The 14,825-nt window shown below is 72.2% G+C and carries 14 protein-coding genes; 5 read left to right on the forward strand and 9 right to left on the reverse strand.

Annotated features, from left to right (window positions below; all coding sequences use genetic code 11):
• Positions 1-10: 10 nt before the first annotated feature.
• The gene (locus tag AC4OXY_RS23615) at positions 11-946 is read right to left on the reverse strand and encodes an SDR family NAD(P)-dependent oxidoreductase (RefSeq protein ID WP_356020098.1); all 936 of its coding nucleotides are present in this window, start codon (positions 944-946) and stop codon (positions 11-13) included.
• 86 nt (positions 947-1,032) lie between these two features.
• On the opposite strand from AC4OXY_RS23615, the gene AC4OXY_RS23620 reads away from it, so the two are divergent.
• On the forward strand, positions 1,033-1,959 hold the full coding sequence (locus tag AC4OXY_RS23620; protein WP_376287566.1) for a cyclase family protein: 927 nt from the start codon (positions 1,033-1,035) through the stop codon (positions 1,957-1,959).
• Between the two features lie 281 nt (positions 1,960-2,240).
• Here the strand turns inward: AC4OXY_RS23620 and AC4OXY_RS23625 are convergent, their stop codons facing one another.
• The 4 genes from AC4OXY_RS23625 to AC4OXY_RS23640 form a co-directional block, all read right to left on the reverse strand.
• Complete coding sequence (locus AC4OXY_RS23625; RefSeq protein WP_491994634.1) at positions 2,241-2,726, reverse strand: ATP-binding protein; 486 nt, start codon at positions 2,724-2,726, stop codon at positions 2,241-2,243.
• Between the two features lie 564 nt (positions 2,727-3,290).
• Positions 3,291-4,187, reverse strand: a complete 897-nt coding sequence (locus AC4OXY_RS23630) for an acyl-CoA dehydrogenase family protein (protein WP_356020600.1) — start codon at positions 4,185-4,187, stop codon at positions 3,291-3,293.
• Positions 4,188-4,272: 85 nt separating this feature from the next.
• Complete coding sequence (locus AC4OXY_RS23635) at positions 4,273-5,406, reverse strand: acyl-CoA dehydrogenase family protein (RefSeq protein ID WP_356020102.1); 1,134 nt, start codon at positions 5,404-5,406, stop codon at positions 4,273-4,275.
• Between the two features lie 11 nt (positions 5,407-5,417).
• Positions 5,418-6,611: an amidohydrolase family protein gene (locus AC4OXY_RS23640; protein ID WP_356020104.1), complete on the reverse strand. Its 1,194-nt coding sequence runs from the start codon at positions 6,609-6,611 to the stop codon at positions 5,418-5,420.
• Positions 6,612-6,697: 86 nt separating this feature from the next.
• Here AC4OXY_RS23640 and AC4OXY_RS23645 point away from each other — a divergent pair, with 86 nt between their 5' ends.
• On the forward strand, positions 6,698-8,209 hold the full coding sequence (locus AC4OXY_RS23645; protein WP_491994591.1) for a class I adenylate-forming enzyme family protein: 1,512 nt from the start codon (positions 6,698-6,700) through the stop codon (positions 8,207-8,209).
• A 161-nt stretch (positions 8,210-8,370) separates the two neighbouring features.
• Here AC4OXY_RS23645 and AC4OXY_RS23650 read toward each other — a convergent pair whose 3' ends face one another.
• Positions 8,371-9,831 (reverse strand): zf-HC2 domain-containing protein, encoded by a 1,461-nt coding sequence (locus AC4OXY_RS23650; protein WP_376287570.1) that lies wholly within the window; start codon positions 9,829-9,831, stop codon positions 8,371-8,373.
• Positions 9,828-10,397 (reverse strand): RNA polymerase sigma factor, encoded by a 570-nt coding sequence (locus AC4OXY_RS23655; protein WP_356020111.1) that lies wholly within the window; start codon positions 10,395-10,397, stop codon positions 9,828-9,830. The genes AC4OXY_RS23650 and AC4OXY_RS23655 overlap by 4 nt, the downstream gene beginning before the upstream one ends.
• 356 nt (positions 10,398-10,753) lie before the next feature.
• Here AC4OXY_RS23655 and AC4OXY_RS23660 point away from each other — a divergent pair, with 356 nt between their 5' ends.
• A complete protein-coding gene (locus tag AC4OXY_RS23660; RefSeq protein ID WP_071372601.1) occupies positions 10,754-11,134 on the forward strand; it encodes an STAS domain-containing protein in 381 nt (126 codons plus the stop codon).
• Between the two features lie 176 nt (positions 11,135-11,310).
• A complete protein-coding gene (locus tag AC4OXY_RS23665) occupies positions 11,311-11,823 on the forward strand; it encodes an EF-hand domain-containing protein (protein WP_356020113.1) in 513 nt (170 codons plus the stop codon).
• Positions 11,824-11,856: 33 nt separating this feature from the next.
• On the opposite strand, the gene purU is transcribed toward AC4OXY_RS23665, so the two are convergent.
• Both purU and AC4OXY_RS23675 read right to left on the reverse strand, forming a co-directional pair.
• Positions 11,857-12,738, reverse strand: a complete 882-nt coding sequence (gene purU / locus AC4OXY_RS23670; RefSeq protein ID WP_356020115.1) for a formyltetrahydrofolate deformylase — start codon at positions 12,736-12,738, stop codon at positions 11,857-11,859.
• Between the two features lie 119 nt (positions 12,739-12,857).
• A complete protein-coding gene (locus AC4OXY_RS23675; RefSeq protein ID WP_362816735.1) occupies positions 12,858-13,358 on the reverse strand; it encodes an SCO4402 family protein in 501 nt (166 codons plus the stop codon).
• A gap of 117 nt (positions 13,359-13,475) precedes the next feature.
• Between AC4OXY_RS23675 and AC4OXY_RS23680 the strand changes: the two genes are divergently transcribed.
• On the forward strand, positions 13,476-14,792 hold the full coding sequence (locus AC4OXY_RS23680; RefSeq protein WP_402062678.1) for an ABC transporter substrate-binding protein: 1,317 nt from the start codon (positions 13,476-13,478) through the stop codon (positions 14,790-14,792).
• The last annotated feature ends 33 nt before the right edge of the window (positions 14,793-14,825 follow it).

Here is a 14,825-nt window from a genome sequence, read left to right on the forward strand (position 1 = left end):
GGGGACCGCCTCAGGCCGTCCGGGCATCGGGCCGGGCGTTGGGCCGGGAGCCCGCTCGCGCCGCCTGCTCCATCGCCACCAGCCGGTCCAGCATCGGCATCGGGTCCGCGCCCACCGACCCCGGCAGCACCTCGGCTATCCGCTCCGGCGTCCAGGAGGAGCCCTCGGCGTAGACGGAGCGCAGCTCACGCGGCTGGGCCCACACCGCGATCTTCGGGCCCGCGACGGTGTACACCTGCCCGGTGATCCCCTGCTGCGCGGCCGCGTCGGACAGCAGGTACACCACCAGCGCGGCCACGTCCTCCGGTTCGCCGATCTCGGCCAGCTCCATGGGGACGTTCGCCGACATCCGCGTACGGGCCACGGGGGCGACGGCGTTCGCGCTCACCCCGTACTTGTGCAGCCCGAGCGCGGCGCTGCGCACCAGCGAGATGATCCCGCCCTTCGCGGCGCTGTAGTTGGCCTGCGAGACCGAGCCCTGGTGGTTGCCGCTGGTGAAGCCGATCAGTGTGCCCGCACGCTGCTGCCGCATCACCGCGGAGGCGGCCCGGAAGACGGTGAACGTGCCCTTGAGGTGGGTGGCGAGCACGGGGTCCCACTCCGCCTCGGTCATGTTGAACAGCATCCGCTCGCGCAGGATGCCCGCCACGCACACGACCCCGTCGAGCCGGCCGTACGCCGCGACCGCCGTGTCCACGACGCGCTGTCCGCCCGCCATCGTGGAGATGTCGTCGGCGACCGCGACGGCCTCGCCGCCCGCCGCCTCGATCTCCTTGACGACGGCCTCGGCGACCTCGCTCGTCGGCGCGGTGCCGTCGGCGGCGACCCCGTAGTCGTTGACGACGACCTTCGCGCCCTCGGCCGCCGCCGCGAGCGCGACCGCGCGGCCGATGCCGCGCCCGGCCCCCGTCACGGCGACCACCTTGCCTGCCAAGAAGTTCCCCACGCCCGGCCCCTTCCCGCGGTTTCTGACGGTCCGTTAGATTCTATGGCCCGTCGGACGCACGGACACAAGCCCCGGGGAGGCACCTGATGACACTGCCGAAGGAGTTCCACGAGATCGCGGGGCGCGTGAACAACTGGGGGCGCTGGGGGGCGGACGACGAGATCGGGACCCTGAACCTCGTCACCGACGCGGTCGTGCGCGAGGCCGCCGCCTGCGTCCGCACCGGCCGCCGCGTCCCGCTCGCCCTGCCCCTGCGGGAGGACGGCGTCCAGACCGGGATGATCCCGGGCCGGGTCAACCCGCTGCACGCCATGGTGCAGGTCAACCAGGAGCTGTTCGGCCCCGGCACGGTCGCGTGCAGCGACGACGTGGTGACCATGGGGCTCCAGGCGGGCACCCACTGGGACGCGCTCACCCATGTCTCGCACTCCGGGAAGCTCTACAACGGCCGCCCGGCGCACACGGTCACGGCGCACGGCGGCGCCGAGTTCAGCGGGATCGCCGCGGCACGGCACGTCGTCTCGCGCGGGGTGCTGCTGGACGTGGCACGCGCGCGGGGCACGGACCGGCTGGCCGGGGGCCACGCGGTCACGCCGGAGGACCTGGAGGCGGCCGAGGAACTCGCCGGCACGCGCGTGCGTGCCGGCGACATCGTGCTCGTGCGGACCGGCCAGGTGCAGGTCTACCTGGCCGGGGACAAGCACGGGTACGGCTATCCGTCGCCGGGGTTGTCCGTGCGCACACCGGAGTGGTTCCACGCGCGCGACGTGGCGGCCGTCGCCAACGACACGCTCACGTTTGAGATATTTCCACCCGAGATCGACGATCTGTGGCTGCCCGTGCACGCGCTGGACCTGGTGGAGATGGGGATGCTCCAGGGCCAGAACTGGAATCTGGAAGAGTTGTCCACAGCCTGTGGAGAAGAGCGGCGGTACGCCTTCCTGCTGTCGGCGATGCCGGAGCCGTTCGTCGGCGCGACGGGCACACCGGTGGCGCCGGTGGCGATCCTGTGAGGCGGCGGGAGCGCGACGGGACCGACGTGACCGGATGGCGGCGCGCCCCCCGACGGCGCGTCTCCCCCACGGCCGTGCACGCGCGCCGCCATCCGATGCGACCCACACTCGGCGAGGGCCGCCGTATCGCGGACCCTTGCCGTCCCCTCGCGGCGAATCGACGCCCACCAGCGTGTTCAGCCGGTCACGTCACGTCAACGCCGGTACGGGGATTTGTTACGTACGCCCACTTCACAGCCCGGGCGCACGGATGCACCCCCGGCGCACCACCGCGCCCGGACCTACACCGCCTCGAAGGCCAGCCCCTCGTACGCGGACAGTGCGCCTCCGTACGCCAGTGCCGCACTCTCCCGGGGCTGCGAACAGCGGTCCAGCTCGCACCAGATGCTCTTGCCGGCGCCCTCCGGGCTCCAGCCCCAGCGATCGGCGAGGCAGTCCACGAGGGCGAGGCCCCGGCCGCCGGTGGCGTCACCGCGGGCGCAGCGCGGCACAGGGGCGCGCGAGCTGGTGTCGGCCACCTCCACCCGCACCGTGGCCGACGGAGCGGCCTGCTCCGGCACTTCGGCCGGTCCGCCCGGCAGGGAGAGTCTCAGCACGGCCGGACGCCCCGTGTGCACCACGGCGTTGGTCACCAGCTCGGAGACGAGCAGGACCAGGGTCTCGGCCAGCGGCTCGTCGGCCGCTATACCGAACCCGGCGAGCCGCGAGAGCGCCCACCGCCTCGCCCGCCCCACCTCCGCGGGGTCGGGCCGGATCTCCAGCTGCACTTGAAGCACCTGCACCGCTCACACCATCCGAACCGGCGGACACATGACCCCGCACCGCCCGGCCGCCACGGCGTAGGCCGCGGCGGCGATCACGACGAGGGCCACGATCGTAGCCATTTTCTGCATGGCCAGAACAACGGCCAGAGCAGGGATCACGGACCGTGATTCCCTGATGAGACAGCATGGTTGACGTACAGTCACCCCAACAAGCGCTTCGGGCATATTCCAGCGCGAAGGAGTATGTGTGAGGCATACTGTGCGACGCTCGTGCCGGGGAGTCGAACAGACGGCACACGACGCGGCGTACGACGCCGGGACCGCCCCGCGAGCAGCGGTGCGCACCGCTTCGTCCGGCATCGCCCCAGGGGGATCGCCGGCCCGGCTCGCGCTCACAGCCACTCGCATCTCACACAAGGTACCGGAGCGGGCGCCCGACTCCAGGCTGTTACGAGTCACGCGATGGACACAACCGGATATCAACGCTCTGTGACGCCATCTGGCCACGATCTGCGACATCTTGGGCCACGACTTCCCGGCGCCGCAGCCCACGGCGGTGCCGGCCGCTCAGCCGGCCAGTCGCGCGGCGAGCAGTTCCTCACTCTGCGTGCACCCGCCGCCACGCTCGGACCGCACCCAGGCCCGCTTGAGGTGCAGGTGGACGTCGGCTTCCCAGGTGAAACCCATGCCGCCGTGCACCTGGAGACAGTCGCGGGCACCGCGTACGGCGGCCTCGTCGGCCAGCAGCCGGGCGGCGGCGATGTCGGCCGGGTCGGCGGTGACGGCCGCCGCGTACACCGCCACACGGGCGATTTCGCTGCGCACCAACAGGTCGGCGCACAGATGCTGAACCGCCTGGAACGCCCCGATCGGCCGCCCGAACTGCTCGCGGGTCCGGGCGTGTTGCACGGCCAGCTCGCACACCCGCGCGGCTGTGCCCAGTTGTTCGGCCGCGGTCAGGAGAACGGCCACGGGATCGACGGGAGCGGGACCGACGCGGGCGGGATCGGCGGGCGCGGTGCCGGTGACCCGGTGCAGCGGTGTCAGCGGGTCGACCGACCGCACCGGTGCGGCCCCCGCCGTCTCCCCGAGCACCCGGTCCGCCGCCGCCAGCCACTCCACCAACTCCCCGTCCACGGCCGCCACCACCGTCTCCCCGGTGGCCGCGCCCGGTACGTCGGCGGCCGCGAGGTGCGTGGCGATCAGCGGGCCCGGCACCAGTGCCCGCCCCGCCTCCTCGAAGGCCAGCACCGCCTCCGGCAGGCCCAGCCCGACCCCGCCGGCCGCCTCGGGCAGCCGCAGGGCGAAGAACCCCGCCCCGCCGAGCGCCCGCCACAGCGCCCGGTCGAGCCGCCCCGGCGCCTCCACGGCCGCCCGCAGCGCCTCCCGCCCGAAGCACCGGCCCAGCAGCTCCCGCACCCCCGTCTGCAACGCCCGCTGATCATCGGTGAGTTGGAACCGCACGCTCATCTCCCCTTCGGGCGGGCCGTGGACGCGCCGGGCCCGGACATGGTTGCGCCGAGCCCGTCCCGCGCGGCCGGTGCATGGCTCATCTCCCCCTCGGCAGACCGAGGATCCGCTCGGCCACGATGGTGCGCTGGATCTGCGAGGTGCCGGCGGCGATCGTGTACGACAGGGCCGACAGGCGGTCGAGGACCCACGGCCGGTCCAGGTCGAGGCGGTCGGGGCCGAGGACGTCCGCCGCCGCGTCGTACAGTTCCTGGCGGGCGTGCGAGTAGCGGAGTTTGAAGACCGAGGCGCCCGTGCCCGGCACCCCGCCGCGTGCCTGAGCCGCGCTCACGTTCCACTGGGTCAGCCGCCACAGCGCCCGGAACTCCGCCTCCAGCCGGCCGAGGCGGCGGCGCAGCACGGGGTCGTCCCAGCGGCCGTTCTCCCGTGCCGTGCGGGCGAGTTCGCCGAGCACCCGGCGGCAGGCCACCACCTCGCCGACGAAGGCCGTGCCCCGCTCGAAGGACAGGGTCACCATGGTCACGCGCCAGCCGTCGTTCTCCGCGCCGACGCGGTTGGCGGCCGGCACCCGCACCTCGTCCAGGAACACCTCGGCGAACTCCGCCGACCCGGCGAGGGTGCGCAGCGGCCGTACGGTGATCCCGTCGGCGTCCATGGGCATGGCCAGCCAGGTGATCCCCCGGTGCCGGGGCGCGTCCGGGTCGGTGCGCACGAGCAGTTCGCACCAGTCGGCGACCTCGGCGTGCGAGGTCCAGATCTTGGACCCGCTCACCACGTAGTCGTCGCCGTCCCGCCGCGCGCGCGTGCGCAGCGCGGCGAGGTCGGAACCCGCGTCCGGTTCGCTGAACCCCTGGCACCACACCTCCTCGCCGCGCAGGATCGGCGGCAGCCAGCGCGCCCGCTGCCCGGCCGTGCCCTCGGCGGCGATGGTCGGCCCGGCGTGCAGCAGGCCGACGAAGTTCGCCCCCACATACGGCGCCCCCGCGCGCTCGGTCTCCTCCAGGAAGATCAGCCGGGTGGTCGGGGAGGCGTCCCAGTGGACCTCGGCGTACCCGGCGTCGTGGAGCATCCGCTGCCAGCCGAGGTCGTACGCCCTGCGCGCGGGCCAGTCGTCGGGGGACGGCTTCGCCGGCAGCGTGGGCAGCGCCTTGGCGAGCCACTCGCGCAGCCGGGCCCGGAACTCCTCCTCCTCGGGTGTGCAGGTGAGGTCCATCACCTGTCCCCTTACGTGTCGAGGTCCAGGCCCAGCATGCGGATGGCGTTGCCCCGCATCAGCTTGTGGACGGTCTCGTCGTCCAGGCCCTTCACATGGTCGAGGGCGACCTCCTTGGTGTGCGGGAAGGTCGAGTCGACGTGCGGGTAGTCGGTCTCGAAGGTGGCGTTGTCGCGGCCGACGACGTCGATCGAGGCGACGCCGTGCTTGTCGCGGAAGAAGCAGCAGAAGATCTGCCGGTAGTAGTACGTCGACGGCGGCTCGGGGATCAGGTCCCGGACCCCGCCCCAGGCCCGGTGCTCCTCCCACACGTCGTCGGCGCGCTCCAGGGCGTACGGCACCCAGCCCATCTGGCCCTCGGAGTAGGCGAGTTTGAGCTGCGGGAACTTCACCAGGACCCCGCTGAAGAGATAGTCCATCATCGAGGCCATCGCGTTGTTGAAGCTGAGCGAGGCCTGGACGGCGGGCGGGGCGTCGGGGGAGGCGGCGGGCATCTGCGAGCTGCTGCCGATGTGCATGTTGACGACCGTGCCGGTCTCCTGGCAGGCGGCGAAGAACGGGTCCCAGTGGCCGGAGTGGATGGACGGCAGCCCGAGGTGGGTGGGGATCTCGGAGAAGGTGACCGCCCGCACCCCGCGCTCGGCGTTGCGCCGGATCTCGGCGACGGCCAGCCCGACGTCCCACAGCGGGATGAGGCACAGCGGAATCAACCGCCCCCCGCTGTCCCCGCACCACTCCTCCACCATCCAGTCGTTGTAGGCGCGCACGCAGGCGAGGGCGACCTCCTTGTCGTGCGCCTCGGCGAAGGTCTGGCCGCAGAAACGCGGGAAGGTCGGGAAGCAGAGGCTGGCCTCGACGTGGTTGAGGTCCATGTCCTTCAGGCGCTCGACGGGGTCCCAGCACCCGCGCCGCATCTGCTCGCGTGTGATCCCCTCCAGCGTCATCTCGTCGCGGTCGAATCCGACGGCGGCGATGTTGCGCTTGTACGGGAACTTCAGGTCCTCGTAGATCCACCAGTCCGTCGGCTGCCCCGCCGGGTCCATGGTGATCTGGTACTTCCCGGCGACGTAGGCCAGCTCCCCGATCCCGGCGGTCAGCGGCTTGGGGCCCCGGTCCCGGTACTTGGCCGGGAGCCAGGTCTCGAAGAGGTGGGCGGGCTCGATCACGTGGTCGTCGACGCTGATGATGCGGGGCAGTTCGGTCATGGTTCCCCTCCGCCGGACGATACTTATCTGACGACTCGTCAGATAACATGCTACCTGACGAGTCGTCAGCCAAGGAGGGGGCCGACGTGAACGACACCCCGCACTCCCTGAGTTCCTCCCGCACGCTGTGGGAGCTGGTCGTCCGCCGCGCGGCCCTCACCCCCGACCGCCCGGTGCTGATCCAGCGGGACCGCACGCTCACCTTCGGCGAGCTGCGCTCGCGCGCCGAGCGGGTGGCGGCCGGGCTGTACGGCATGGGAGTCCGCCCCGGCACGGTGGTCGCCTGGCAGCTGCCCACCCGCGTGGAGACCGTCCTGCTGTCCCTCGCACTGGCCCGCCTGGGCGCCGTACAGTCCCCGGTCATCCCCTTCTACCGGGACCGCGAGGTCGGCTTCGCGCTGCGCGAGTCGAGGGCGGAGTTCTTCGCGGTCCCGGGCGTGTGGCGCGGCCACGACCACACGGAGATGGCACGACGCCTCGGCGCGAAGGGAATCTTCGAGGCGTACGACACCCTGCCGGACGGCGCCCCCTCGACGCTCCCCGCCCCGCCCGCCGAGGGCACCTCGGTGCGCTGGATCTACTGGACCTCGGGCACCACCTCCGACCCCAAGGGCGTGCTGCACACCGACCGCTCGCTGCTCGCGGGCGGCTCCTGCCTGGCGCACGCGCTGCGGCTGACGGCCGACGACGTGGGCTCGATCGCCTTCCCCTACGCCCACATAGGCGGCCCCGACTACCTGGTGATGCTCCTGCTGTACGGCTTCCCGGCGGTGCTGTTCGAGCACTTCGCGCTGCCGGACGCGCTCGCGGAGTACCGGCGGCACGGGGTGACCGTGGCCGGCGGCTCGACGGCCTTCTACTCGCTCTTCCTCGCCGAGCAGCGCACCCAGCCGCCGAGGACGAAGCTGATCCCCTCCCTGCGACTGCTCGCGGGCGGCGGCGCCCCGAAGCCGCCGGAGGTCTACCACGCCGTCGTGCGCGAGATGGACGTCCAGCTCACACACGGGTACGGCATGACCGAGGTCCCGATGATCACGATGGGCGACCCGCGGGACACCGCCGAGAACCTGGCGACGACCGAGGGCCGCCCCCCGCGGGGCATGGAGATCCGCATCACCGACGGCGAGGTGCGGCTGCGCGGCGAGGCCGTCTGCCAGGGCTATCTGGACCCCGCCCAGACGGCCGCCGCCTTCGACGCCGAGGGCTTCCTGCGCACCGGCGACCTCGGCCACGTCACTCCCTCCGGTCATCTGGTCCTCACCGGACGCCTGAAGGACGTGATCATCCGCAAGGGCGAGAACATCTCGGCCAAGGAGATCGAGGACTTGCTGGCCGCCCACCCGCTGGTCGCGGACGCCGCCGTGATCGGCCTGCCGGACGCGGACCGGGGAGAGCTGGTGTGCGCGGTGGTGGAACAGCCGCCGGGAGCCGGTGAGTTGACCCTTCCGGACGTGGTCTCCCACCTGCGGACGGGCGGCCTCTCCGTGCACAAGCTGCCGGAGCGGCTGGAGGTGGTGGACGCGCTGCCGAGGAACGAGACGTTGCGGAAGGTACTGAAGTACAAGCTGCGGGAGCGGTTCTCGGGACCGTTGCCGTAGGCGGCCCGGGCAACCGGCTTCGTTCGCGTTCACCCGGGACGGAGCGGGTACGGCGCAGCGAGATCGGGGCGGACCCCTTCGGATCCGTAGGATCGGGCGGGGTGTCGGGTGAGGCCGACATCCCCCTGGCAACAGGCCTCACGCGCTCGTCGAAGACACGGTCACATCCGGCTCAACCCCGCCGTCGCGAACAGCACGTCTCTGATCGCCTGGCGGTCGCCGTCCTGGCCTGCGGCCGCTTCCTCCGGGGGGATGTGGCCGGACGCCAGGCGGCAGAACTCCACGCCGTCCAGGGCGACATGGGCCACCTCGAACTCCGCTGAGCCCACCGCCGCCGGGGAGTCCAGCGGGATCAGCCACTCGCCGCCCGCCGCGCCCTCGATCTCCAGCCGCAGGCTGCGGCCGGGGGCGCCCGCCGCGACCAGGTGCGGGGTGCCGCCCGGGGCGGAGCGGCCCGCGCGGCGCCGCTCGGCGAGCGCGGCCGGGAGCATGCGGGCCGTGAGGTCGATCATCTTGTTCAGATGCCGGGGCGCGGGCGGGTCGTAGGGGTAGTCGACCGCCTCCGCGATGTCCTCGGCGTGCACCCAGCACTCGAAGGCGCGGTCCAGCATCGCGTCGTGCAGCGGGAGGGAGAAGTCGCCGTACGACACCGGGAGTCCGCCCGCGTGGCTGCCCGTGAAGGCCACCGTGCGCACCAGGCTGTGGCTCTGCTCGCGCCAGGGTCCGCGCACCGAGCGAAGCGAGATGGGGGTCCCCCCACCCGAAGGGTGGGGGAGGGTCGGCGGGAAGCGAGAGGTCCGCCAGAAGGCTTCCGTGCGTCCGGCCGGGTCCGTCGCGCCGGTGCCGTCCGCGTCGGTGGCATCGGTCAGCGGGTCCTCCAGGCCGAGGGCGAGCGCGATCATGCCGTCCACGGAGAGCAGGTGCGCGATCACCCCGGCCACGGTCGTACGCCGGCTCGCCGCGGCGTCGCCCTCGAACCAGCGCAGCCGGACCGGCGCATGCCACTCGGCGTCCCCGAAGTCCTGGAGGAGGGCGTCGAGTCGGGCGGTCTCGGCGTCGTACGGCGTTGCCCACCGCGGCAGCGGGATGCGGGGCGGGCGGCGGTCCAGGCAGGTCTCCAGGACGCGGGTGCGCAGGCCCGGGTCCAGGTCGAGGCTCTCCGGCTGGTGCAGCAGGCCGACCGCCTCGCGCAGCCGGCGGGCCTCGTCGGCGCAGCTTCCGCAGGAGCCCAGATGGTCCTCGACGGCCGCCGTCTCCGCCGCCGAGCAGGCGGCCAGCGCCCAGGCGCCGAGGAGCGACTTCAGGACGTCGTGCGGCAGGTCGAGCGGCACGGGGGCGGGATCTCCCAGGTCGGCGAGGTCGGGCAGCGGCTGTCCGCCGTCCTCCACGGAGGCGCGGGGCGTCGGTATGCGGGGGCGGTCCGGCACGGGCGCGCCGGAGCCGGGCGTCAGCTGTCCCGGGCCGTCGCCGGCACCGTCGCCGTCGCGCCGGCCGGGGTGGTCGCGCTCAGCGGGACCGGCGGCGCCGTCGTCCCGGTGACTCCCGTGCTCCGCACGCCTCCCGTGCTGCTCCTCGGGGCCCTCGTGCTCGTCGTGTGCCTCGAACCGGCCCGCGCCGCTCACACCGCACCCCCGTGTCCCGGAGGCACCCCGGTGTCGTGGGCGGTGGAGAGCAGTTGCAGGCCGAGGCGGAGCCGGCGGCGGGCCTCGTCCTCCGTGACGCCGAGGTCGACGGCGGTCTGGCGGTAGTCCCTGCGCTGGAAGTAGGCCAGTTCGAGCGCGGCGCGCAGCGGGGCGGGCATGGAGTGGACGATGAAGTCGGCGCGGGCGGCGACCGAGGCGCGGCGGACCTTGCGCTCCAGTTCCTCGGCGGCACCGGCCTCCCGGGGCAGCGCGGCGGTCTCGCAGTCGCGCAGCCGCTGCACCGCGAGCCGGTGGGCCACGCCCGCCACCCAGGAGCGCAGCGGGCCCTGCCGGGGGTCGTAGCTCTCGGGGTGCTCCCAGACGTGGGCGAAGACCTCGCGGGTGACGATGTCGGCGGCCTTCTCGTCGCCGAGGACGCGGTGGGCGAGGTTGTGCACCAGCGAGGCGAACCTGTCGTACAGCTCGCCCAGGGCGGCCGCCTCGCCGCGGGCGAGGCGCTGCTGCATCTTGCGGTCCCAGCGGGGCGGTACGTCCTTCGCGGCCATGCGGTCCCCTCCCCTCGCCCGTGCTCCGGCCCTACAGCGTGTCTGCACCGTCTCCTCGAATGTAGTCGGCACCTCTGACAGCGCACGCCCCTTTGTGTCAATGCGCGCCCCGGGAGGCACCGCAGGTGATAGTGCCCTCTTCACATAAACTTCACACAATGTGTGAGCGTCCCCATGACATCTCTGATCGAACACGATCGATAGTGACCGAAACAAGCCCCTTGTCGATCACGTCCGGTTTCCTGCCCGACGTTTCAGGGAACGGCCGGTGGGCAGCCGCGCGAAAGCAAGCGTAGGAACTGCTTCCGTTTTCTGGCGGCTCAGGTGGTTCCGAGAGTTCCGGCGAGCGGAGGGGCATAGCCGTGGCATTCAACGTGACCGGCGTCGAACAGGGCGAGTGGGCCGTCCTGCGGGTGTCCGGGGAACTGGACCTGATGACCTCGCCGGTGCTGCGCCAGCGGGTGCACGACGTCGTCGCCGACGGGCACCACAGCCTCGTCGTCGACCTCTCCGACGTGTTCTTCTGCGACTCCAGCGGGGTCGGCGTCCTCATCGCCGCCCGCCGGCTGATCCGCTCCTGTCAGGGCCGGCTGCGGCTGATCCTGCCGGACCGGGGCGCGGTCGACGGCTCCCACGTCAACCGGGTCCTCGGCGCGCTCGGCGTCCGCCGTCTCTTCGACGTCCGCCCCGACCTCGACTCCGCCACGTCCGACGAGGCGGACCCGCTGTCCGCCTGACGCGCCGCAGCGCCCCGCGCCGCAGCGTGCCCCGGTCTTCGCGACAAGTCCACACATGTGTCGCAGGATTCCCCCGGTCTTGGCACAACCGCCGGTTTCCCGCCATCTTCCGGCCGACCGCGTCGTACGCTCCGAGCGAGATCGACCGACGCACACGTAAGGCGGCCCGAACAGACATGGTCAGCACCGAGTACGAGCGCAGGATCGCCGCCCGGTTCGCCACCCTCGACCAGGACGGCAACGGCTGGATCGACCGCGAGGACTTCAGCGCGGCGGCCAAGGCGCTCCTCGCCGAGTTCACCGTGCCCGCCCGCTCCGCCGAGGGGCAGGCGCTCTACGCGGGCGCGGAGGCGTTCTGGCAGGGCATGGCCGGCATCGCGGACCGGGACGGCGACCAGCGCATCACCCGCGAGGAGTTCGTCACCGGCGCGGTCAAGCGCCTGCGCGACACCCCCGCCCGCTTCGCCGAGATCGCCCGCCCCTTCCTGCACGCGGCGCTGGCGGTGGCGGACACGGACTCCGACGGCCGGATCACGGTCGCGGACACGGCGCGGGGGCTGCGGGCCCTGCGCGTACCGGACGCCGTGGCCAGGGCGACCGCCGCCGCCCTCGACACGGACGGCGACGGCGTGCTCGGCGAGGCGGAGCTCGTGCCGGCGTTCGCGGGGTACTTCACGATCCCCGAGTGACCCCGCCGAGGTGCCGACACGGCGCCGCGGCGGCTAGGCGAAGACGACCGTCCGTCGCCCGTTGGGCAGGATCCGGCGCTCGGCATGCCACTTGACCGCCCGCGCCAGCGCCTGGCACTCCACGTCCCGCCCGATGGCCACCAGCTGGTCCGGGGTGACGTCGTGTCCCACGCGCTCGACCTCCTGCTCGATGATCGGCCCCTCGTCGAGGTCGGCCGTCACGTAGTGGGCCGTGGCGCCGATCAGCTTCACACCGCGCGCGTGGGCCTGGTGGTAGGGCTTGGCGCCCTTGAAGCTCGGCAGGAAGGAGTGGTGGATGTTGATGATCCGGCCGCTGAGCTGCTTGCACAGGTCGTCCGAGATGACCTGCATGTAGCGGGCGAGGACGACCAGTTCGACGTCCTCCTCGCGGACGATCTCCAGCAGCCGCGCCTCGGCGTCCTGCTTCGTGTCCTTCGTCACCGGGATGTGGTGGAAGGGGATGTTGTACGAACCCACCAGTTCCTGGAAGTCCGTGTGATTGGACACCACGCCCACGATCTCCACGGGCAGCGCGCCGATCCGGGCCCGGAAGAGCAGGTCGTTCAGGCAGTGCCCGAACTTGCTGACCATGAGCAGGATGCGCATCTTCGCGTCGGCCTCGTTGATCTGCCAGTCCATGTGGAAGGAGTCGCCGATCGCCGCGAAGCTCGCCCGCAGCTTGTCCACCGTCACCGGCTCCTCGGCCGAGAAGTGGACGCGCATGAAGAACAGACCGGTGTCGTGGTCACCGAACTGCTGGCTGTCCTCGATGTTGCAGCCGGTCATGAAGAGATAGCTGGACACCGCGTGCACGATGCCCTTCTTGTCCGGGCAGGAGAGGGTGAGGACGTACTGGGCCGACGGCGCGGCGGCGGGCGCGGACTGCTCATTCATGCACCACAGGGTCTCACGCCGGCCACCCGCCGTGGGCGATTGTCCCGCAGGACGGGACACCGGCCCCCGGTCCCGGAAGGTCCCGGGCAGGTCCGGTCCCGGGCAGGCTCCGGGCGGTCCTAGGCGGTCCGCGTCAGGATGCGCAGCACTTCCAGCGTCTTCGGCGGCGTCTCGGGGTCCTCCCCGTCGCTCACCGACATGCGCACGTGCGCGTCCCGCGCCGCCCGCACCGCCTCCGGCCAGCCCTGGTGGTCGACATACGCGGAGACCGGCGCGTCCGGGCCGACCTGGTGCATGATGCGCAGCACCCGCAGCACGGCGGTGTCCACGAGCGCCGCCTCCTGCGAGTCCCGGAATATCGTGCCGACGTATTTCTCCGCGGACCAGTTGTCCAGCCAGGTGTCCTCCACCAGCCGGTACACGGCGTCGGTGACGTCGCCGTACCCGTCCACGCCGGCCAGCCAGACGTCGCGCTGGAACACGGGGTCGGAGAGCATGTGCAGGGCCGAACGCACGTTGCTGCGCCAGCGCCACCACGGCATGTCGCTTAGAGGCATGCCGCCCATGGTGGAGGAGCGACGGCCGCGACGGGAAGAGTTCTCCGAACCTTGCACGGTCATCGATCGTACGTTCCTCGCCACACACGCCTCACCGGCCCCCGCATTTCACCTCGACGTCACCTTTCGTTGACCGAGGGTCACTCCCGGGTTAGTGATGTGAGGGAAGCGTGGGCACACATGACCGGCAGGCCGCACAACCGCACCACCCTCCCGCGCTCCTTCTCCCGGCCCGTCAGAGCCGCCGCCCTGTCCACGGGCGCCGTGGCGCTCTGTGCGTCGCTCACCGCCGGATGCGGGGTCATCCCCGGTGCCACGGGGGGCTCCGGGGATGACCCGATCAAGGTCATGACCTGGGCGCCGGAGAACACCGACGCCACCAACAAGCCCGGCATGCCCGCGATGGCCCGCGCCTACGGCAAGTGGATCAACGCCCACGGCGGGGTCAACGGCCGCAAGCTGGAGATCCTGACCTGCAACGACCACAACGACAGCGTGGGCGCCGCCCAGTGCGCCCGGCAGGCCGCCCAGGAGAACGTGGTCGCGGTCGTCGGCTCCTACAGCCAGTTCGGCGACTCCTTCCTCTCCCCGCTGGAGAGCGCCGGCATCCCGTACATAGGCGGCTACGGCGTCACCAGCGACGAGTTCACCGGCCAGATGTCGTACCCGGTCAACGGCGGCCAGCCCGCCCTGCTCGCCGGTCTCGGCCGCGCCCTCGCGGTCGGCTGCGGGAACGTCGCCCTGGTCCGCCCCGACAGCATCGCCGGCGACGAGCTGCCCCCGCTGCTGAACTCGGGCCTGAAGGCGGGCGGGCACGCGAACGCGGACGACGAGATGGCCGAGGAGAACGCCACCGAGTACAGCGCCCAGTCCGACCGGGCCCTGCGCGAGGCCACCAAGGACGCGCCGCGCAAGGGCTGCGTGGTGCCCGCGCTCGGGGACCGCACGGACACCTTCATGGACTCCTTCCGCCGGGCCCGCGAGACCTATCCCGACGTGCGCATGGCGACCGTCCTCGGCAGCGTCGACCAGACCCTGATCAACTCCACGGGCGGGGCCGAGGGGCCGTACGAGGGGTCGTACATCACCAGCTGGTACCCGCCGGCGACCGACGCGCGCTGGGACCTGATGAAGAAGGTGATCAACGAGGAGGCCTTCGGCGACAACCGCATCGACCCCGCGGACGCCGGAGTGCAGACCACCTGGATCGCCTACACCGTGCTGAAGGCCGCGCTGGAGAAGATCGGCTCCGGTGACGTCACCGCCGACGCCGTGCGCCGCACCCTCAACAACGGCCTGCACGTCTCCACGGGCGGTCTCACCCCGACGCTGAGCTGGCCCTACGAGGGCAAGCTCTCCTCCGTCGGCTTCCCGCGGCTGGTCAACGCGAACGTCACCCTGGAGGTCGTGCAGAACGGCGAGCTGGTCGCGGCCCGCAAGGGCATCGGCGGGACCGCCGACATGACGCAGACGCTGGAGAACGCCCAGGTGCAGTGAGCGCCGTCGGCCCCGGCGGGAGTGCGGGTGCCG

Source organism: Streptomyces sp. HUAS MG56 (assembly GCF_058673395.1).

What these genes read in the sequence shown, in the direction of transcription:
- AC4OXY_RS23620 (WP_376287566.1), top strand. Translation starts at nt 1,033, where the DNA reads ATGACACTGCCGAAGGAGTTCCACGAGATCGCGGGGCGCGTGAACAAC.
- AC4OXY_RS23635 (WP_356020102.1), bottom strand. Translation starts at nt 5,406, where the DNA reads ATGGACCTCACCTGCACACCCGAGGAGGAGGAGTTCCGGGCCCGGCTG.
- AC4OXY_RS23640 (WP_356020104.1), bottom strand. Translation starts at nt 6,611, where the DNA reads ATGACCGAACTGCCCCGCATCATCAGCGTCGACGACCACGTGATCGAG.
- AC4OXY_RS23655 (WP_356020111.1), bottom strand. Translation starts at nt 10,397, where the DNA reads ATGGCCGCGAAGGACGTACCGCCCCGCTGGGACCGCAAGATGCAGCAG.
- AC4OXY_RS23665 (WP_356020113.1), top strand. Translation starts at nt 11,311, where the DNA reads ATGGTCAGCACCGAGTACGAGCGCAGGATCGCCGCCCGGTTCGCCACC.
- purU (WP_356020115.1), bottom strand. Translation starts at nt 12,738, where the DNA reads ATGAATGAGCAGTCCGCGCCCGCCGCCGCGCCGTCGGCCCAGTACGTC.
- AC4OXY_RS23675 (WP_362816735.1), bottom strand. Translation starts at nt 13,358, where the DNA reads ATGACCGTGCAAGGTTCGGAGAACTCTTCCCGTCGCGGCCGTCGCTCC.
- AC4OXY_RS23680 (WP_402062678.1), top strand. Translation starts at nt 13,476, where the DNA reads ATGACCGGCAGGCCGCACAACCGCACCACCCTCCCGCGCTCCTTCTCC.